Source organism: Comamonas humi (assembly GCF_054782535.1).
Genome location: NZ_BAAGSH010000018.1, coordinates 259,431 through 278,737 on the forward strand (window position 1 = coordinate 259,431; position 19,307 = coordinate 278,737).

General features: G+C 68.6%; 18 protein-coding genes. 9 read left to right on the forward strand and 9 right to left on the reverse strand.

Translation table 11 applies throughout. The annotated features are described in order from the left end of the window. Positions 1 to 16: 16 nt before the first annotated feature. Positions 17 to 1,129: an ABC transporter substrate-binding protein gene (locus ACYVKR_RS19280; protein ID WP_460482575.1), complete on the forward strand. Its 1,113-nt coding sequence runs from the start codon at positions 17 to 19 to the stop codon at positions 1,127 to 1,129. A 12-nt stretch (positions 1,130 to 1,141) separates the two neighbouring features. On the opposite strand, the gene ACYVKR_RS19285 is transcribed toward ACYVKR_RS19280, so the two are convergent. From ACYVKR_RS19285 to ettA, 3 genes are all read right to left on the reverse strand, one after another. After that, positions 1,142 to 2,146, reverse strand: coding sequence for a Bug family tripartite tricarboxylate transporter substrate binding protein (locus ACYVKR_RS19285; RefSeq protein ID WP_460482576.1), 1,005 nt, complete (start codon positions 2,144 to 2,146; stop codon positions 1,142 to 1,144). A 94-nt stretch (positions 2,147 to 2,240) separates the two neighbouring features. Further along, complete coding sequence (locus tag ACYVKR_RS19290) at positions 2,241 to 3,542, reverse strand: hypothetical protein (protein WP_460482577.1); 1,302 nt, start codon at positions 3,540 to 3,542, stop codon at positions 2,241 to 2,243. 50 nt (positions 3,543 to 3,592) lie between these two features. Then, positions 3,593 to 5,254, reverse strand: a complete 1,662-nt coding sequence (gene ettA / locus ACYVKR_RS19295; protein WP_460482578.1) for an energy-dependent translational throttle protein EttA — start codon at positions 5,252 to 5,254, stop codon at positions 3,593 to 3,595. A 242-nt stretch (positions 5,255 to 5,496) separates the two neighbouring features. Between ettA and ACYVKR_RS19300 the strand changes: the two genes are divergently transcribed. Beyond that, positions 5,497 to 7,254, forward strand: a complete 1,758-nt coding sequence (locus tag ACYVKR_RS19300; protein WP_460482579.1) for a DEAD/DEAH box helicase — start codon at positions 5,497 to 5,499, stop codon at positions 7,252 to 7,254. A gap of 65 nt (positions 7,255 to 7,319) precedes the next feature. On the opposite strand, the gene ACYVKR_RS19305 is transcribed toward ACYVKR_RS19300, so the two are convergent. After that, positions 7,320 to 8,087 (reverse strand): DUF1624 domain-containing protein, encoded by a 768-nt coding sequence (locus tag ACYVKR_RS19305; RefSeq protein WP_460482580.1) that lies wholly within the window; start codon positions 8,085 to 8,087, stop codon positions 7,320 to 7,322. Here ACYVKR_RS19305 and ACYVKR_RS19310 point away from each other — a divergent pair. The 6 genes from ACYVKR_RS19310 to ACYVKR_RS19335 all read left to right on the forward strand — a co-directional run bounded on the left by ACYVKR_RS19310 (position 8,077) and on the right by ACYVKR_RS19335 (position 13,468). Then, positions 8,077 to 8,247 carry a hypothetical protein gene (locus tag ACYVKR_RS19310; RefSeq protein ID WP_460482581.1) on the forward strand — a complete coding sequence of 57 codons (171 nt, stop codon included), beginning with the start codon at positions 8,077 to 8,079 and terminating at the stop codon, positions 8,245 to 8,247. The genes ACYVKR_RS19305 and ACYVKR_RS19310 overlap by 11 nt on opposite strands. A 264-nt stretch (positions 8,248 to 8,511) precedes the next feature. Then, positions 8,512 to 9,237 carry an energy-coupling factor ABC transporter ATP-binding protein gene (locus ACYVKR_RS19315; protein ID WP_460482582.1) on the forward strand — a complete coding sequence of 242 codons (726 nt, stop codon included), beginning with the start codon at positions 8,512 to 8,514 and terminating at the stop codon, positions 9,235 to 9,237. Continuing rightward, entirely contained in the window at positions 9,237 to 9,839 is a 603-nt protein-coding gene (locus ACYVKR_RS19320) for an energy-coupling factor transporter transmembrane component T family protein (protein WP_460482583.1), read from the forward strand. Before ACYVKR_RS19315 ends, ACYVKR_RS19320 begins: the two co-directional genes overlap by 1 nt. 427 nt (positions 9,840 to 10,266) lie before the next feature. Next, positions 10,267 to 10,845: a biotin transporter BioY gene (locus ACYVKR_RS19325; RefSeq protein WP_460482584.1), complete on the forward strand. Its 579-nt coding sequence runs from the start codon at positions 10,267 to 10,269 to the stop codon at positions 10,843 to 10,845. After that, the gene (locus ACYVKR_RS19330) at positions 10,842 to 12,308 is read left to right on the forward strand and encodes an AMP-binding protein (protein WP_460482585.1); all 1,467 of its coding nucleotides are present in this window, start codon (positions 10,842 to 10,844) and stop codon (positions 12,306 to 12,308) included. Before ACYVKR_RS19325 ends, ACYVKR_RS19330 begins: the two co-directional genes overlap by 4 nt. Beyond that, positions 12,287 to 13,468 (forward strand): thiolase family protein, encoded by a 1,182-nt coding sequence (locus ACYVKR_RS19335; RefSeq protein ID WP_460482586.1) that lies wholly within the window; start codon positions 12,287 to 12,289, stop codon positions 13,466 to 13,468. The genes ACYVKR_RS19330 and ACYVKR_RS19335 overlap by 22 nt, the downstream gene beginning before the upstream one ends. A 97-nt stretch (positions 13,469 to 13,565) precedes the next feature. Here ACYVKR_RS19335 and ACYVKR_RS19340 read toward each other — a convergent pair whose 3' ends face one another. The 5 genes from ACYVKR_RS19340 to ACYVKR_RS19360 are packed head-to-tail and all read right to left on the reverse strand — an operon-like array spanning position 13,566 to position 18,454. Continuing rightward, positions 13,566 to 14,261, reverse strand: coding sequence for a nitroreductase (locus ACYVKR_RS19340; RefSeq protein ID WP_460482587.1), 696 nt, complete (start codon positions 14,259 to 14,261; stop codon positions 13,566 to 13,568). 32 nt (positions 14,262 to 14,293) lie between these two features. Continuing rightward, positions 14,294 to 15,550, reverse strand: a complete 1,257-nt coding sequence (locus ACYVKR_RS19345; protein WP_460482588.1) for a type II toxin-antitoxin system HipA family toxin — start codon at positions 15,548 to 15,550, stop codon at positions 14,294 to 14,296. After that, on the reverse strand, positions 15,550 to 15,927 hold the full coding sequence (locus tag ACYVKR_RS19350; RefSeq protein WP_460482589.1) for an XRE family transcriptional regulator: 378 nt from the start codon (positions 15,925 to 15,927) through the stop codon (positions 15,550 to 15,552). Before ACYVKR_RS19350 ends, ACYVKR_RS19345 begins: the two co-directional genes overlap by 1 nt. A 56-nt stretch (positions 15,928 to 15,983) precedes the next feature. Next, a complete protein-coding gene (locus ACYVKR_RS19355; RefSeq protein ID WP_460482590.1) occupies positions 15,984 to 16,784 on the reverse strand; it encodes an SDR family oxidoreductase in 801 nt (266 codons plus the stop codon). A 26-nt stretch (positions 16,785 to 16,810) separates the two neighbouring features. Beyond that, positions 16,811 to 18,454: a fatty-acid--CoA ligase gene (locus ACYVKR_RS19360; RefSeq protein ID WP_460482591.1), complete on the reverse strand. Its 1,644-nt coding sequence runs from the start codon at positions 18,452 to 18,454 to the stop codon at positions 16,811 to 16,813. A gap of 111 nt (positions 18,455 to 18,565) precedes the next feature. Here ACYVKR_RS19360 and ACYVKR_RS19365 point away from each other — a divergent pair, with 111 nt between their 5' ends. Then, complete coding sequence (locus ACYVKR_RS19365) at positions 18,566 to 19,267, forward strand: RluA family pseudouridine synthase (protein ID WP_460482592.1); 702 nt, start codon at positions 18,566 to 18,568, stop codon at positions 19,265 to 19,267. Positions 19,268 to 19,307: the final 40 nt, after the last annotated feature.

Sequence of the window (19,307 nt, forward strand, 5' to 3'; positions counted from 1 at the left end):
GCACAGAGAGGGTTCCATGCATATTCCACGGCTTGCATCCGCCGCCGCGCTGGCCTTGGCCGCCAGCTTCGTCCACGCAGCCGAAGGCGACATCGTGATCGGTGCCAGCCTGCCGCTGAGCGGCTTCAACGCCGCCGTGGGGCAAGAGGCGCTCAAGGTCACCAACGCCTACTTCGAGGCGGTGAACAACGCCGGCGGCATAGCCGGCCGGCCGCTGCGCCTGGAGGCGCTCGACGACCGGTTCGATCCCGCGATCGCGGCGCAGAACGTGCGCAAGCTGGCCAGCGAAGGCCGGGCGGTCGCGGTGTTCAACTGCTTTGGCACGGCCACCTGCAACGAGGCGGCACCGGCCGCCAATGCCGGCGGCATACCGCTGGTGGGCGGCCTGGCCGGCGGCGGCGCCATGCGCGAGCAGCCCGGGCGCTTCGTCTTCAACGTGCGCGCCGGCACGCGGCAGGAAATCCAGCACATGGTCCAGCACATGCAGACCATCGGCTACCAGAACATCGCGCTGGTCTACCAGGACGATGCCTTCGGCCGCTCGGGCAAGCAGGCGGCAGGCACTGTCTTCGCGGCCAGCAAGGTGCAGCCGGTGGCCGAGTTGGCACTGAGCATCGACGGCTCGGACGCGGCCAAGGTCGCGCAGTCGCTGGCCGCGCTGCCACTGGTGCATGGCGTGGTGGTGGTGGCATCGACGCCGGGCACGGCCAAGCTCATCCTGGCTGCACGCCAGGCCGGGCTGACGGCGCAGTTCTACAACCTCGCGGCCCAAGCCAATCCGGTCATGGTGAAGTCGCTGGGCGAGCGCCGCAGCGGCGTGGTCTTCACCACGCTGGTGCCCAATCCGTGGAAGAAGCATGTCCCGGTCGCGGGCGACTACCAGAAGACCCTGGGCCAGGCCGACTACTCGTACCTGGGCATGGAGGTCTTCATCAACGCGCAGGTGCTGGTCGAGGGCCTGCGCAAGGCGGGCCGCGGTGTGAGCCGCGATTCGCTGCGCGAGGCGCTGGAGTCCATGGGCGAGAGGCGCTACGGCAGCCTGTCGATCCGCTACGCGCCCGACAACCACATGGGCAGCCAGTATGTCGGCCTGACCATGATCAACCGCGCCGGCGAATTCATCGAGTAGCGCGGCCGGCGCTCAATCCACCTTGGCGCCCGAGGACTTGACCACCGGCGCCCAGTTCGTGACCTCGGACTTGATGAAGGCGCCGAACTGCTGCGGCGTGTTCTTCTCGGCCACCGCACCGAGCTTGGCATAGGCCTCCTTGACCTCGGGCTTGTCGAAGGCCTGGTTCATCGCCGCGTTGAGCCGGTTCACGATCTCGGGCGGCGTGCCGGCCGGCGCGATCAGGCCGAACCACGAAGACACATCGAAGGGCTTGATGCCGCTCTCCTCCATCGTCGGCAGGTCGGGGGCAGTCGGCGAGCGCTTGGTGGTGGTCACCGCCAGCGCCTTGAGCTTGCCGCCCACCACATGCGGCCACGACGAGGGCATGTTGTCGAACATGAACTGCACCTGGCCGCCGATCAGGTCGGTCAGCGCGGGGGCGCTGCCCTTGTAGGGGATGTGCTGGGTGTGCAGGCCGGTGCGCAGCTTGAACAGCTCGCCCGCCATGTGGATCGAGGTGCCGCTGCCCGACGAGGCATACGCCACCTTGCCCTCGTTGGCCTTGGCATAGGCGATCAGCTCCTGCACGTTCTTGACCGGCACGCTGGCGTTGACCACCAGCACGTTGGGCACCTTGGCGCCCAGCGCCACCGGCGCGAAGTCCTTGGTCAGGTCGAACTTGACATTGGGATACAGCGTCTGGTTGATGGCGCTGGTGACGGCCACGAACAGCAGCGTATAGCCGTCAGGCTCGGCGCGGGCCACCATCTCGGTGGCGATGTTGCTGCCGGCGCCGGGCTTGTTGTCGACCACGAAGGACTGGCCGAGCGCGGCCGTCAGCTCCTTGGCCATGATGCGGGCCACCACGTCGGTGGTGCCGCCGGCCGAGAAGCCCACCACCACGCGCACCGGTTTGTCGGGATATTTCTTGGCGTCCGCGGCATGGACCGGACCGGCCAGCAGGCCGGCGGCAGCCAGTGCCAGCGCGAGCGCGGAAGCGCGCCGGGCAAGGTTGGCAGGGGTATTTTTAGGCATGGGAAGTCTCCGTCGATGAATCGCCGGCGCACCGTAGCACGCGGCATGCCGCGGCTCCATTCGCATTGACCCTGAGCAGGCCTGAGCAGGATACCTAGCGCAGGCGCACGGCCTGCTCTCGCGCCAGCTTGTCGAGCATGCGTCGGGTGATGGTCTGCGAGGTGCCGTCGGTCGCGGTGAACAGGAACATCGTGCGCTGCGGGCTGACCCAACTCAGTTGCCTGGACAGCCACTGGCCCTGGCTGAGGAACTCCAGCATCGCGCCCGGCTCCAGCGACCAGTCCGCAGGCAGCGGCTTGGGAAGATATTCGGATTCGGGTTCGGCCACCGTAGCCTCGACGACGACAGGGGCCGGCTCCGCGGGTTGGATGGACTGCATCGAAGCCAGGAATCCATGGCCGGAATCGCCGCCGGCCTCGGCGTGCAGCGAAGCGCTCCAGCCGCTGCCGCCCCATTCGCTGACGGGTGCGTCCTGCGGCTGCGACTGCTCCGCCGCCTCTGCGCTGTAGCGCGGCAGCTCGCGCGCAAAGTCGTCCGCCGTGGGGTGGGTCAGGTCGCTCAGGAAGGCCAGCGTTGCATTCACCTGCACGGAAAACTGCGGAAACGCCTCGACAGCGCCCGCGTTCTTGAGCGCGACCGCTTGGTCCACGATGGCTTGCACCAGACACCGCGCGGCGTGCTGCGGGTCGTCGAAGAAAGCGGGCTCGCTGGCGGCCACGCGCTCCAGCACCGGCAGCAGCTCCTTGTAGGCCCGGATGGCGCCTACCGGGCAGTGCCGGGGAATGGCAAAAAACGGGCGCACGCGCCGCGCAAACTGGCGCGCCGGGCTATGGGCCTCCGCACGCTTGTGCTCGGCCTGCTGCAGTTGCTGCCCGCACTCGGCGCGGGCTTGTTCGGCAATGGCCGCATAGCTGCGCGCCAGGTACTCGCCCAGCACCTCCACCATGGCATCGAGAAAGGCTGGGGGTTCCCCCGCGGCGATGCCCTGGTCGAGCAGCGTGCTGTGCAAGGTGTCCAGGTAGACCTCGGGGCGCAGTGGATTGCCGTGGCGCCAGTCCGCCGTCTGCTTGCGCAGCGGCCGGTAGATGCTTTCCAGGTCCGCCAGGCTGTCGGCCGTGCGCTGGTACAGCCGCATGGCGGCCGGGCCCCAGTTGCTTTCGCCGCAGTCGTCCAGCAGCGCCTGGTAGGCGTCCTGCAGGTCCTGCGCGGCAAAGCGGACGGCGAGCTTGAGCCGGCTGGCAAAGCTCGCCGGCAGCGCACCGCGCTTGTCGCGCAGCCAGGGGTCGGCTGCCGGCTGCCGCAGTGCTGCGTCGCACAGTGACGCCATCAGCGGCGCGGCCTCTTCCAGGGCCTGCGCCACGCAGCGGTCGAAAACGGAAGAAGCATGCACTGTCACGGCACTCCCCTCGAAAGCGTCCTGGTATGCGGCGCAGGCGCCGCAGCGGCTTACTTCAGTGCCTTGAAGCGCATGCGCTTGGGCGCAGCGCCCTCTTCGCCCAGGCGCTTCTTCTTGTCGGCCTCGTATTCCTGGTAGTTGCCGTCGAAGAACACCCACTGGGAGTCGCCTTCGGCAGCCAGGATGTGCGTGGCGATACGGTCCAGGAACCAGCGGTCGTGGCTGATCACCAGCACGGTGCCCGCGTATTCCAGCAGCGCATCTTCCAGCGCGCGCAGGGTTTCCACGTCCAGGTCGTTCGAGGGCTCGTCCAGCATCAGCACGTTGCCGCCCTGGATCAGCGTCTTGGCCAGGTGCAGGCGGCCGCGTTCGCCGCCGGAGAGGTTGCCCACCTTCTTCTGCTGGTCCTGGCCGTTGAAGTTGAAGCGGCCGGCGTAGGCGCGCGAGGCCATCTGGAACTTGCCGACGTTGATGATGTCGAGGCCGCCCGAGATGTCTTCCCACACCGTCTTCTCGTTCGCCAGCGCGTCGCGGTGCTGGTCGACGAAGGCCATCTTCACGGTCTGGCCGACGATGACGTTGCCCGAGTCCGGCTGCTCCTTGCCCGCGATGAGCTTGAACAGCGTCGATTTACCGGCGCCGTTCGGGCCGATGATGCCGACGATGGCGCCGGCCGGGATGTTCATGCTCAGGTTGTCGATGAGCACGCGGTCACCAAAGCTCTTGGTGACGTTGTGGAACTCGAACACCTGCGTGCCTAGGCGCTCTGCCACAGGAATGAAGATTTCCTGCGTCTCGTTGCGGCGCTGGTATTCGTAGTCGCTCAGTTCCTCGAAGCGGGCGATACGGGCCTTGCTCTTGGCCTGGCGGCCCTTGGCGTTCTGGCGCACCCACTCCAGTTCCTTCTTCAGGGCCTTGGCGCGGGCTTCCTCGCCCTTTTGCTCGGCCTCCAGGCGGTTGCCCTTTTGGATCAGCCAGTCGGAGTAGTTGCCCTTGTACGGAATGCCGTGGCCACGGTCCAGTTCCAGGATCCACTCGGCCGCGTTGTCGAGGAAGTAGCGATCGTGGGTGATGGCCACCACGGTGCCAGTGAAGCGGTGCAGGAACTGCTCCAGCCATTCCACCGATTCGGCGTCCAAGTGGTTGGTGGGTTCGTCGAGCAGCAGCATGTCGGGCTTGGACAGCAGCAGCTTGCACAGTGCCACGCGGCGCTTTTCGCCACCCGACAGCTTGCCAATGATGGCGTCCCACGGCGGCAGGCGCAGCGCGTCGGCGGCGATCTCGATCTGGTGCTCCGAATCGGTGCCCGCGGCGGCGATGACGGCTTCCAGCTCACCCTGTTCGGCGGCCAGCGCATCGAAGTCGGCATCGGGCTCGGCGTAGGCGGCGTAGATCTCGTCGAGGCGCTTCTTCGCGTTGTTCACCGCGCTCATGGCCTCCTCGATCTCCTCGCGCACCGTGTGCTCGGGGTTGAGTTGCGGCTCCTGCGGCAGGTAGCCGATCGACAGGCCGGCCATGGGGATGGCCTCGCCCTCGAACTCCTTGTCCACGCCGGCCATGATCTTCAGCAGCGAGGACTTGCCCGAGCCGTTCAGGCCCAGCACGCCGATCTTGGCGCCAGGGAAGAAGGACAGCGAAATGCCTTTCAAGATCTGCCGCTTGGGCGGCACGGTCTTGGTCAGCTGATTCATCGAAAAAACGTATTGAGCCATGTGTTCTTGTGTCGAAAAACAGTAAAAAATGGGTATCCGAACCTTGGGATTATCGTTGCATGCGACAATACCCGGGAATTTCAGGTTCCAGTCGCCTGAAACACCAGCGCTTTTGCTGCGGACGAAGGACTCGCTCCAGGCTCCACTCTCTGAACCCATCGGTCTGCGACTGGCAGGCAATAAAACCAAAAATTGCTTCGACAAGGCCGATACCCGGCGTCCAGGCTAGGACGCATCTATCAATGACTTTTGAAGAACTGAATCTGGCGCCTGCCATCGTGCAGGCCGTGCGCGAGCAAGGCTACGAAGCCCCCACCCCCATCCAGGCCCAGGCCATCCCCGCCGTGCTGCAGGGCAAGGATCTTTTGGCCGGCGCCCAGACCGGCACCGGCAAGACGGCTGCCTTCACGCTGCCGATGCTGCACCTGCTGAGCCAATCGCCGGCCACGGGCCGCAAGGGCATCCGCGCCCTGGTGCTGGCCCCCACGCGTGAATTGGCCGCCCAGGTCGAGGAAAACGTGCGCGACTACGCCAAGCACCTGCCCATCCAGTCCACCGTGATCTTCGGTGGCGTGGGCATGAACCCGCAGATCGAGCGCATCAAGAAGGGCGTGGACATCCTGGTGGCCACGCCGGGCCGCCTGCTCGACCTGCAGCAGCAGGGCTTCCTGGACCTGTCCACCGTCGAGATCCTGGTGCTGGACGAAGCCGACCGCATGCTCGACATGGGCTTCATCCATGACGTGAAGAAGGTGCTGGCGCTGATGCCCAAGAGCAAGCAGAGCCTGCTGTTCTCGGCCACCTTCAGCGACGAGATCCGCGACCTGGCGAACACCCTGCTGCGCGATCCGCTGCACATCCAGGTCACGCCGCGCAACACCACGGTGCAGCGCATCAGCCAGCTCATCTGCCCGGTGGGCCGCGCCAAGAAGAAGCAGGCGCTGCTGCACATCATCAACGAGCACGACTGGAGCCAGGTGCTGGTGTTCACCCGCACCAAGTTCGGCGCCAACAACGTGGCCGACTTCCTGACCAAGAATGGCGTCTCGGCCATGGCGCTGCACGGCAACAAGAGCCAGAGCGCCCGCACCCAGGCACTGTCGGGCTTCAAGACCGGCGAGATCCGGGCGCTGGTGGCCACCGACATCGCCGCGCGCGGCATCGACATCGACGACCTGCCGCACGTGGTGAACTACGAGATCCCCAACGTGCCCGAAGACTACGTGCACCGCATCGGCCGCACCGGCCGCGCCGGCCGCGAAGGCCATGCGGTGAGCCTGGTCTGCATGGACGAGGAAGGCTTCATGATGGACATCGAGCGCTTCACCAAGCAGGAAATTGCCGTGCAGCGCCTCGAAGGCTTCGGCCCCGACGAGGGCGAGAAGGGCGAACCCATCGCCATGGGCCGCCAGACCATCTGGGGCGGCGCCGGCAAGCCGCCGAGCCGCGAAGTCATGCAGGCCGCCGCCAAGGCTGCCCGCAGCGAAATGATGGAGCGCATCCGCGCCAACAAGCCTGCCCGTGGCACCGGTGGCGGTGCCGCGAAGAGCGCTGGCAAGAGCCCGGCGCCCCGCCAGGCCGACGCAGGCCAGGGCCAGGCCGGCGACGCCCAGCCGCGCAGCGAGCGCGCACCGCGCCCGCAGCGTTCCGGTTCCGGTTCCGGCAACGGCATGGGCCGCGGCGCGCCCGGCAGCAGCCACGGCAATCGCCGCGGCGGAAGTGCTGGCAACGGCGGCGGCAGCAGTGGCCGCAGCAGCGGTGGCGGTGGCGGCGGTCCGCGCTACGACGATCACCACCAGCCCCGCGCTGACGCCCACCTGGGCACGCAGTTCGGTGGCACCGTGGACGGCCGCAGCCGCAATCGCGGCGCCGGCGGCGGACAGCCCGATCCGATGCGCACCAGCGTCGACAGCATGGCGGACCGCAACCGCCGTGGTGGATTCGGTGGCGGCCGTGGCCGCAGCGGCGGTGGTGGCGGCGGATCTTTCGGTCGCCGTTAAGTACACGCTTTAAAAACGATAGCTGCCAGCGCTTACCCTGTAAGCGCTGGCAGCTTTTTTTATGCTCAAAGCATTGCGCGCAGCGCCATCAGCGCGCCCATCAGCACCACCTGGTGCAGCATGTAGTACGGCAGACTGTGCCGCCCCAGCGCGGCCAGCAGGCGCAGCGGCCAGCCGGCGGGGCGCTGCAGCGCGGCCGGCGGGCGCCGCACCATGAGGCGCCCCAGCCACAGGCCCAGCAGGGCCACGCCCATCCACGGCAGCAGCGGCACATAGTCCTCGGTGCGCGGCAGCTGGGTGATCAGGCCCAGCACGCTGCCCGCGCGGCCATCGAGCGCCTGCACCAGCGCCGCCGGCAGCTCCGCGCTCACCAGCCCGTAGATCCGCGGCAAGGCCATGGCCAGCGCCGCCACCGCCAGCAGCACCGGGCCACGCCAGCGCTGCGCCCACCCCAGCAGCAGCGACACCGCGGCGATGCAATGCAGCACGCCGAAGTAGATATAGCTTTGCGGAAAGACCAGGTACGAGGCCACAGACACCAGCAGCGCGCAGCCCGCCACGCGCCACCAGCGCGGCCCCAGCAGCGGCGCCGGTGCGGGCCTGGCCTGCACCAGTGCCTGCGAAATGCCCACGCACAGCAGGAACAGCGTGACGATGCCGACACGCTGCCAGGTCCAGAACGGGTCGTGGTAGAAGTCCTGCCGCCAGAAGCCCAGGTGGCTCAGGTCGAAGCAGAAATGGAACACCGTCATCCACACCAGGGCCAGCCCGCGCAGCGCGTCCAGATGGGTCCAACGGGAAGCAAGGGGCTTGGAGGCAGTGGTGTTCGGCATGGGCGGCAAGGCGTTGAATCGGCGCCAGTGTAGCGGCTCCGCAAGGGTTGCCGCAGCGGCCATTCCTTCAGGCTGGCTCGCGCTTTCTGGCATGAAATATGAGTTTTTTGTCTTTTCTATCTATAAATCTTCCTATATCAATAGCTTGCACGAGAAATAAGCCTGGCATCAGATCCGCGGCAAAGCCCTCAGTGACTTAGATTCAGATATCAACTGCATTCAAATCGTGAAAATATCAAGCAAAATTCAGAAAAATCACTAAAGTACGTAAATTTTCCCCAATGACTATTTGGCGGCTGGTACCAAAAAAAGCCAAATCTTCGTGATGCCGCATGGGCTCTGGCTCGTGCCACAATACGCCGGTTTTTCACCACCATGCATCGCGGCCTGCCCGGCAGGCGCCTTGCCTTCCCTGGTCTTCATCTTGGCTTCCCCATCGCCCGCCAGCGGCATCGCGCTGCAATCCGTCCACCTGCAGCGAGGCACCACCCAGGTGTTTCGCGGCCTGAGCCTGCGCCTGGAGGAGCCGCGCATCGGCCTGATCGGCAACAACGGCGCGGGCAAGACCAGCCTGTTCCGGCTGCTGTGTGGCCTGGAGCGCCCCGCGCAGGGCAGCGTACAGGTCGCGGGCCACGACCTGCAGGCAGCCCGCGTGCCCCTGCCCGGCGTGGTGGGCATGATGTTCCAGAACCCCGACGACCAGATCATCTTTCCCACCGTGGAGGAGGAACTGGGCCTCAGCCTGCAGTACCAGGGCGTGCCGCGCAAGGAGGCCATCCGCCGCGGCCAGGAGTTCCTGGCCCAGCGCGGCCTGGCCGACTGGGCGCAGCGCGCCGTCGGCAGCCTGAGCCACGGCCAGCGCCAGCACGTGTGCTGGCTGTCGCTGCAGATGGCCGCGCCCGCCGTGATGCTGCTGGACGAGCCCTTCGCCAGCCTCGATCTGCCCGGCCAGGCCCGGCTGGCGGCCGACATCCGCCGCGCGCCGCAGCAGGTGGTGGCCTCCACCCATGTGCTCGACCATGTGCGCGGCTGGGAGCGCGTGCTCTGGCTCGACCGCGGCGAGATCCGCGGCGACGGGCCGGGCCACGAGGTCTGCGCCGCCTACGAGGCCCACGTGCGCACCCTGGCGCCGGAGCTGGAGCCGGTCTGATGGGCAGCCTGTACAGCGACATCCCGAGCTGGCTGCACCGCGTGCCGGCCGGTGCCAAGCTGGCCATTCTGGCGCTGGCAGGCATGCTGCTGCTGTTTCTGCCATCGGCCCCCTACGGCCAATGGCAGGCCGGCGCGTTCGCCGTGGTGCTGGCGCTGTACCTGAGCCTGGGTGCGGCCAGCCGCCCCACCCGCCGCCTGGTGCGCATGGCCGCGATCGCCGCCGCGCTGGTCGCCGGCTTCCATGCGCTCACCGGCCGGCCGCTGCTGGGCATCGAGAGCGCGCTGCGCCTGCAAAGCTGCACCATGCTGGGCGCGATGCTGACGGCCACGACCCGCTTCGGCGAGTTGCTGGCCGTGGCCGAGCGCTGCCTGGCGCCGCTGCAGCGCTTTGGCGTGCGCACCGAGCGCCTGGCCTTGCAGCTCGGGCTGATGATGCGCTTCACCGAACATTTCTTCGTGCAGTGGTCACGCCTGGACGACGCCCACCGCATCCGCACCGGCAAGGCTGGCGGCCTGCGCCTGCTGGCGCCGCTGACGATCCGCATGCTGCTGGCGGCGCGCAAGGTGGCGGATGCGCTGGCGATTCGGTTGGGGGCTTGAATGTGATGGCTGCGCACGCTTTCAGTTCTTTGCCTCTGTTGAGGACAGAGGCCGGGATATGCGCCCGGCGGCGCACCTCCTTTTCTTGCACGCGCAAGAAAAGGAGGCAAAAGAAAGCGCCCCTGCTGTCTGCGACCCCGCTGCACGGCAGCGGGGCAACCTGTGGCGTGACGTTTGCGGGGTGCGCCGTGGAACTCGACTCCGCGCCGAAGGCGCTGCGCTCGGACAACCCCGGCGAGTCAGACAACGAAGCATGCGCGCTCCGACGCGCATGCCCACCCCGCAAACGCCACGCCCCAGGCGCAGCCAGAAGGGGTGGGCACACCAGAAGGGCCATCGCTTCGCTCGGCCCCTGATCTCAAAAAGATAGCTACTTGCGCATACCCCATAAGCCACAACGCCCTATTTCACTTCAATCCTTCCTGCCATGAACACCTCCTCCACCCACCGCCTCGCCCTCGTGGCCCTGTTCGCCGCGCTGATGGCCGTCTTTGGCCTGATTCCCAAGATCGACCTGCCGTTGGGCGTGCCCATCACCGTGCAGACGCTGGGCGTGATGCTCGCCGGCTGCCTGCTGGGCGCGCGGCTCGGCTTCCAGGCCATGCTGCTGTTCCTCGCGGCGGTGGCGCTGGGCCTGCCGCTGCTGTCGGGCGGGCGCGGCGGCGTCGGCGTGTTCTTCCTGCCGTCGGCCGGCTACCTGGTGTCGTGGCCCGTGGCGGCCATGGTGACCGGGCTCGTGATGCGGATGCTGCCGGGCGCCACGCCGGGCCGATTGGCGGCCAAGGCCTTCATCGCCTCGGCAGTCGGCGGCATCCTCGTGATGCATGCCTTCGGCATCGTCGGCCTGGTGCTGATGGCCAAGCTCGCCCCCATGCAAGCGCTGATGGGTGATCTGGTCTTCGTGCCCGGCGACCTGATCAAGTGCGTGGTGGCCGCCGTGGTGGTGCACACCGTGGCGCGCGGCATTCCCGACTGGCGCTTCGGCGGTCGCGCCAACCCGCAATGAGCGCGGCAGAGCTGCCGCAGTGGCAGCGCTTCGTCCATGGCCCGCTGGCGCACTGGGCCACCGAGCGCGGCGATGCGCCGGCCTTTGACGATGGCACGCAGCAGCTGAGCTTTGCCGCGCTGCATGCGCTGGTGCAGCAGCGTGCCCGCCGGCTCGATGCGCGGCAGGCACCGGCCACGGTGCTGGTCGACGATGCCGACGGCCCGGTGCAGATGCTGGCGGATTTCCTCGCCGTCATCGCCAGCGGCCGCTGCGCCGCCGTGGCCGACAGCGACTGGCCCGCGCCGGTGCAGGCCCATGTGCAGTCCTTGATGGCCGATTTCATAGCCAAATCGGCCTCCAGCCCTTATCCAGAGAGCGCTGAATGCTCTCCTTTTTATATAGGCTTCACCTCGGGCAGCACAGGCACGCCCAAGGGCTATCGCCGCCACCACCGTTCGTGGACCGAGAGCTTCCGCGTCTGCCTGGATACCTTCGGCGCGGCCGCCGCCACGCGCGTGCTGGCGCCGGGGCGCATGTCGCATTCGCTGTTCCTGTTTGGCGCGCTGCTCGGCATCTGGAGCGGCGCGGGCGCGGTGCTGCAGGCCCAGTTCTCGGCCCCGCGCTGCCTGGCCGCGCTGGCCGCGGGCGCGGCGCCTTGCCTGGTGGCCGTGCCCAGCCAGCTGCTGGTGATGCTGCAGCTGGCCGAGCGGCGGCGGCTCGCGCCCATGCCGGCGGTGCGGCTCATCCTCATCAGCGGCGCGCGCTGGATGCGCCAGCACACGCCGGCGCTGCAGGCGCTGTTTCCGCAAGCGCGCATCGTGGAGTTCTACGGCGCGTCCGAGGCCAGCTTCATCGCGTGGATGGATGCGCGCAGCGACGCGCCCGCGCAGCAGGTGGGCCGGCCGTTCTTGAACGTGCGGCTGCAGATCCGCGACGGCGTGGCGCCGGGCGCGCGTATGCTCGGGCCCGGCGAGGTGGGCAGCATCTTCATCCACAGCCCCATGCTGTTCATGGACTACGTGGGCGGCAGCCATGACGCAACGGCCGCCGTGCGCCTCGATGAAGCCGATGGCGAATGGCTGTCGGTGCGCGACATGGGCAGCCTTCATGATGACGGCTTGCTGACCCTGGTGGGCCGCGAAAAGCGCATGCTCGTCACCCAGGGCAAGAACCTGTTCCCCGAGGAGGTCGAGGCCGTGCTGTGCGAGCACCCGTGCATCGCCGCGGCCTCGGTGCAGGGCCTGCAGGATGCACTGCGCGGCCAGCTGGTCGCGGCCGTGGTGCAGCCCGTGCCCGGCGCCGCGCCGCCCTCGGCCGCCGAATTGCAGCACTGGTGCCGCGAACGGCTCGAAGCCTTCAAGACGCCGCGCCGCTTCTTTGTGGCCCAGCCGCTGCCGCAGACGGCCAGCGGCAAGCCCGACCACGCGGCCGTCGCGCAATGGCTGCACAATCCCGAGTCATGCCCCTGCCCACTACCCTGATCGCCGGCTTTGCCCGCAGCGCCGTTGCGCCGCACGGCGGGGCCTTCCGCCAGCTCGCGCTGCACCAACTCGCCGCGCCGGTGCTGCAGGGCCTGCTGGCGCGCGCCGGCGCCAGGCCGCAGGACGTGGATGCCATCGTGCTCGGCAATGCGCTGGGCGCCGGCGGCAATCCGGCGCGCATGGTCGCCTTGGCTGCCGGCCTGCCCGAGCATTGCGCGGCCTACAGCATCGACACGCAGTGCTGCGCCGGGCTGGACGCCGTGGCCATGGGCGCGGCACTCATTGCCAGCGGCCAGGCCCGCGTGGTGGTGGCCGGCGGCGCCGAAGCCTGGAGCCGCGCCCCCATCCGCCAGACCCGCCCGCTGCACGCGCACGAACAGCCCCAGTCCTACGAGCGCCCACCGTTCGCGCCCCGCCCGCAGGACGACCCCGACCTGCTGCTGGCCGCGGCCCGCTATGCGGCCGAGCACGGATATACCCGCGAGCAGCAGGACGACTACGCCCGCCGCAGCCACGAGCGCGCCATGCAATCGCAAGGCCAATTGGCCGACGAAATCATCGCCATCGAAGGCCTGCGGCACGACGCCTACCCGCGCGCCCGGCAAAGATTGGGGCCCGCGCAGCTGGCGCGCATGCCCGTCGTGGCGCAGTCCGATCTGCACGAAGCACCGGAAGCGCAGCAATGCGCCACCAGCGCGCTGGCCGTCTCCACCCGTGCCGATGGCGCAGCCCTGGTGCTGCTGGCCAGCGAATCTGCCTGCGCCGAACTGGGCTTGCGCGCCGTGGCCCGCTGGCACGGCTACCGCGCCCTGGGCGGTGCCAGCGCCATGCCGCTGACGCAGGCGCGCGCCGCCGCCGACAGCCTGATGCAGCGCGAGAAATTGGACTGGACTGCGCTGCATGCCATCGAACTGCACGACGCCTTTGCCGTGCAGGGCCTGCAGTGGGAACAGCACCTGGAGCAACATGGCGTGGATGCCGCGCGGCTGAACCACCACGGCGGCGGCCTGGCCCGCGGCCACCCGATAGGTGCCTCGGCCGCCATCGCGCTGGTGCGCCTGCTGGCCGACCTGCAGCGCGCCGGCACGGACGCCTGGGGCCTGACGGCCGTGGCCGGCGCCGGCGGGCTGGGCAGCGCGGCGCTGCTGCAAGCCTGCTAAAAAAGAGAGCGGCTAGCGCTTTCCACGACTTGGATTCAATAGGTTTTCATAATGAATACAAGGCTGCACAAGCGCCAGCAGCTCTCTTTTTTGATATTCAATCGCGGATGCGCTGGAAATACTCCGCCAGCGCGGCGCGCTCGGTGCGCGTGCGGTTGATCGGCGCGGCCTCGTCGGCATAGCCCAGCGCCATGCCGCAGACCACGGTGTGGCGCTCTTCCAGGCCCAAAGCCTCGCGGATCACGCGCGGGTACGAAGCCATGGCGCCGATGGCGCAGGTCGCCAGGCCTCGCGCCTCGGCCGCTAGCATCAGGCCGTAGATGGCCATGCCCAGGTCCATGTAGCCGCCGCTGCCGAAGCCGCTGTCGATGGTGATGAGCATGGCGGCCGGCGCATCGAAGAAGCGGAAGTTGCGCTCGAACTGCTCGGCCCGCCCCACCCCATCGCCGCGCGCCACGCCCAGCGCGCCATACAGCGCCTGCGCCGCCGCCACCTGGCGCTTGCGCAGCGACATGGGCAGCGGGCGCGGAAAGTAGTCGTAGTCCTCGCGCTCCTGCGCGCCGCCGCGGAAGGCCTGCACCAGCCCTTCGCTCAGCCGCGCCCGCGCCGCGCCATCGATGTGCCAGAACGAGCCCGGCTGCAGGTTCGCGCCGCTGGGCGCCCAGCGCGCCTCCTGCACCACGGCGTCGACCAGCGCATCGGCCACCGGGCGATCGAGGAAGGCGCGGGTGGAGTGGCGCTGCAGCGCCAGGCTGTCGGCATCGGTCATCGGTGGCATGGCAAGGGAGTGCATCGTGTTGTCGTCATTTCCATTCAATCGCCGCTTCAGTGGCCGCCCCAGGCCTGCCGCTGCTCGCGCAGGAAGGGCCGGTCGATCTGCTCGGCCAGCGAGTCTATGTCGGCCGGGCGCACGCCGGCTTCGGCAAAGTGCGTTTTCCAGCCACCGGCCACCTGAGTGACCTCGCGCACCAGCTTTTCCGCTGCCTTGCGCGCAAGGCCGAACTGCGCCGACTCGGACAGCGCGTTGTCCAGCGTCGCATCCGACTGCTGCGCGCCGACCCGCATCTGCTGGTAGCCCAGCGCCTGGCCCGAGGGCAGCACGTCGAAGGCCGGCGAGAGCTCGTAGCTGCCGCTGTCGGTGGCCAGCAGCACGTGGTTCTTCTCGTGATCGTCGGTGTTGTCGAGCAGGATGTTGAAGACCATGCGGCGGAACAGCTCGTGCATCTGCGCCAGGTTGCGCTGGCCCTGCACCACGCCGCGGCGGCGCAGCAGCTGCGCGAGCTCGGGGTAGCCCATGGGCTCGCCCGCCGCCTGCAGGGCCACGCGCGCAGACAGCGCATGCCGGCGCCTGCCGCCATCGCGGTCGAAGCGTTTCACCGCCACGGCGTGCCCTTGCCGCAGCGGCACCGCCAGGGTCTCGGCCACGGCGATGCCTGCCTGGCGCGCCAGCGTCATCGTGGCGTGCTCGACCAGCGGCATGTCCACCGCCTCGCCCGGTTCGGAGAATTTGAGCACCCACTGCGCGTCGTCGATCGCCACCAGCGCCTTGGGTCGTGCGCCGCCCATGGTCACGCCGGGCGCGATCAGGCGACGCTGCTCGCGCGGCACCGGCGAACCGTCGAGCACCTGCCGCACCAGGGCCTGGATGGCCTGGGCATCGGCAAAACCCGGCAGCGGGCCCAGCTTGCGCGGCAGGTAAGCATCGGGCGACAGCGACACGCCCAGCGCGCCAAAGCGCTCGTCACCGGCATAGAACAGGTATTCCATCAGCGACAGGCGCGGCGGCTTGTCGAGCACGCGGATCACGCGCTCACCCCAGCGGTCGGGCCGGGCATCGTCCACGGCGCCGGCCGCGGTGTCCTTCTCGGCGGGCAGGAATTCCTGGTCCAGCAGCGGCAGGTCTTCGCTGAGCGCAAAGCCGTGGGCCAGCCATTGCGGCGCATAGCGCAGCGACACGCCCTTGAGCGCCCGCACCATGTGCAGCGTGCCGATCCAGACCGGCGCAGCGGGCTGGCCCAGCCACCACAGGTACAGCGTGTCCTGCGGCGCGTAGGCCGGTATCGCGGCATCTCCGGCCTGCATCACTCGGGCTCCTTTTCAGGGGCTCGGAGCGCGCGCAGCCGCGCCTCCACCGACGCCGGCTTGCGCACCGAGCGCGCCTGCGCGGCACGTACCGATGACTCCAGCGCACCCAGGTCGTGCTCGGGCGCGGCCAGCTCGGCCAGCGCCGGGCTGCGGCCAATCAGCCACAGCGCCGTCGCATAGGCACCGAAGGACACGCTGGGGTCGCCGCGCTCCATGCGGATCAGCGTGGGCTCGGACACCCCTATCCGTTGCGCCCAGGCCTTGAGCGGCTCGCGCCGGCGCTTGCGGGCAATGGCCAGGTGCTCACCCAGCTGCCGCAGGCTCGCCAGTACGGCGGGCGGCATGGATTCGAGCGCCTGGGATTTCTTGGACATGCATATATGTTAGCAAATTGTCCAAAATACTTAAATATATTTAAGTTTAGCGCTGGCTACCCAGCCGTGACGATGCTCACCCCGCCGTCCACCGCAAGGTACTGGCCGGTGATGTGCTTGCCGGCATCGCTGGCCAGCAGCAGCAGCGGGCCCTTGAGGTCGTCGTCGCCGCCCAGGCGGCCCAGCGGCGCGTGGCCGGCCATGTCGGCCTCGCCGATGTGGTCGATCAGCCCCGACGACAGCTTGGTGCGGAAAAAGCCCGGGCACAGCGCGTTGACGCGGATGCCGTGGCGCCCCCATTCGGCCGCCAGCGCGCGCGTGAAGTTGATGACCGCGCCCTTCGAGGTGTTGTAGGCCAGGGTCTGCATCTGCGGCGGGTTGCCGCCCAGCCCAGCGATGGACGCGAGGTTGACGATGCAGCCGCTGCGGCGCGCGATCATGTCGTGCTTGCCCAGGTACTGGCTGAGCAGGAAGTAGCCGCGGATGTTGAGGTTCATCACCTTGTCCCACGCGGCCACAGGGTGGTCCTCGGCCGGCGCGCCCCAGCTCGCGCCGGCGTTGTTGACGAGGATGTCCACCCGCCCCAGCCGCTGCAGGCTCTGCGCGCCCAGGCGGGCGATGTCGTCGTCCTGCGCGCAGTCGGCGGCGATCCAGTCGGCCGCCATGCCCTGGGCACGCAGCTGGGCTGCGGCCTCTTCCAGTTCGGCTGCCTTGCGCGACGAGAGCACCACGCGCGCGCCCGCCTCGCCCAGCGCCTGCGCCATCTGCAGGCCCAGGCCGCGCGAGCCGCCGGTGACGAGGGCGGTCTTGCCGCTGAGATCGAAAAGCTGTTGAACGGTGCGGGTGTCGTGGGACATGGCGCTCCTTGGAATCGATGGAAAGGTTAGAGCCCAGGCAGCTGGTAGTCCTTGAGCTGCTCGCGCAGCCGGGTCTTGAGCATCTTGCCGGTGGCACCCAGCGGGATGCTCTCGACGAAGACCACGTCGTCCGGGATCTGCCACTTGGCCGTCTTGCCGGCGTAGAAGGCCAGCAGCTCGTCGCGGCTCAGGCTCTCGCCGGGCTTGAGGGCGACGACCACGATGGGCCGCTCGTCCCACTTGGGATGCGGCATGCCCACGCAGGCGGCCATGGCGACCTTGGGGTGAGCCATGGCGATGTTCTCGATGTCGATGGAGCTGATCCACTCGCCGCCGGACTTGACCACGTCCTTGCTGCGGTCGGTGATGTGCATGAAGCCGTCGGGGTGGATGGTGGCCACGTCGCCGGTGGGAAACCACTCGACGCCGTGCTCGTCGCGCACCAGCGGCGGCGCGCCGGGGTTGCGGTAGTAGTCGGCCACCACCCAGGGGCCGCGCACCAGCAGGTCGCCAAAGGTCTTGCCGTCCCAGGGCTGCTCTCGGCCGTCGTCGCCAACGATCTTCATGTCCACGCCGAAGATGGAGCGGCCTTGCGTGGCCAGCAGCGCGGCCTGCTCCTCGGCGGGCAGCGACAGGTGCTTGTTCTTGAGCGTGCACACCGTGCCCAGCGGGCTCATCTCGGTCATACCCCAGGCGTGCAGCACGGTCACGCCGTACTGTTCCTGGAAGGTCTGGATCATGGCCGGCGGGCAGGCCGAGCCGCCGATCACCGTGCGCTTGAGCGACGAGAAGCGCAGCCCGTTCTGCTGCAGGTACGACAGCAGCATCTGCCACACGGTGGGCACGCCGGCGGCAAAGGTCACCTGCTCGGACTCCAGCAGCTCGTAGACCGATTTGCCGTCCAGCCCCGGCCCGGGAAAGACCAGCTTGGCGCCATTGAGCAGCGCCGAATACGGCGTGCCCCAGGCGTTGACGTGGAACATGGGCACCACCGGCAGGATCACGTCGCGCGACGACAGGCACATCACGTCCGGCAGCGAGGCGCCGTAGGCGTGCAGGATGGTGCTGCGGTGCGAGTACAGCGCCGCCTTGGGATGGCCCGTGGTGCCGCTGGTGTAGCACATGCCGCAGGCGGTGTTCTCATCGAGCACGGGCCACTGGTAGGTGGCGGGCGCATCGGCGATCCAGCTCTCGTAGTCGCGCAGGCCGGGGATGCCGGTGTCGGCCGGCAGGTGCCCGGGGCCGCACAGCACCACCCACTGCCGCACGCCGGGGCACTTGGCGTGGATGGCCTGGATGATGGGCACGAAGCTCAGGTCGAAGCACAGCGCCTGGTCCTCGGCATGGTTGACGATCCAGGCGATCTGGTCGGGATGCAGGCGCGGGTTGACGGTGTGCACCACGCGGCCCGAGCCGCCCACGCCGTAGTACAGCTCGAGGTGGCGGTAGCCGTTCCAGGCCAGCGTGGCCACGCGGCTGCCGGGCTCCAGCCCCATCGCGTCGAGCGTGTTCGCCAGCTGCCGCGCGCGCGCCGCCATGTCGGTGTAGGTATAGCGGTGGATGTCGCCTTCCACGCGGCGCGAGACGATCTCGGTGTCGCGGTGGTAGCGCGCCGCGAACTCCAGCAGCGACGAAATCAACAGCGGCTGGTTCTGCATCAGGCCTAGCATGGGAAGTCTCCTGGCTGTACTTGGTTATAGGGCGGGCAGCACCCGCTGCTGCCGAGTTTGTACCATGCTTCGGCACCCTACAATCGCGGCCTTGCCCCACCTTCCACACCCGTGCTGCACCCCATCCACGCCGACCCGCACCTGCTGGTACTGAACAAGCCCAGCGGCCTGCTCTGCGTGCCAGGGCGCGGGCCGGACAAGCAGGATTGCCTGAGCAGCCGCGCGCAGGCGCAATGGCCGGATGCGCTGGTGGTGCACCGGCTGGACCAGGCCACCTCGGGGCTGGTGGTGATGGCGCGCAACCCGATGGTGCAGCGCCAGCTGGGCGATGCCTTCGCGGCACGCCAGGTCGAGAAGCGCTACCTCGCCGTGGTGTGGGGCGAACCACAAGCGACCGAGGTACCTGAAGCCCCCGGCATGCCGCAAGACGGTCAACGCTGGAATCTGATCGACCTGCCCATCGCCGCCGACTGGGAACGCCGCCCGTTGCGCGTGATCGCCACCGATCCGCAGGCGGGCCAGGCCAGCCAGACCTGGTGGCGCCCGGTGGCGAAAGCGGAGGCCGAGGCCGCCGCCATGCCGGCCATAGGCCCGGGCTGCAGCCGGCTGTGGCTGGCCCCGATCACCGGCCGCACGCACCAGCTGCGCGTGCACCTGCAGGCCCTGAGCTGCCCGATGCTGGGCGATGCGCTCTACGCCCTCGAGCCCGTGCAGGCCATGGCGCCCCGATTGCTGCTGCAGGCCCAGCGCCTGGCCCTGGCGCACCCGGTGAGCGGCGAATGGCTGGAGTTCGCGCTGCCCGCCGAGTTCTAGCCGCCGCTTCGCGCTCGTTTCGTCCCCCGAGACTTACCCT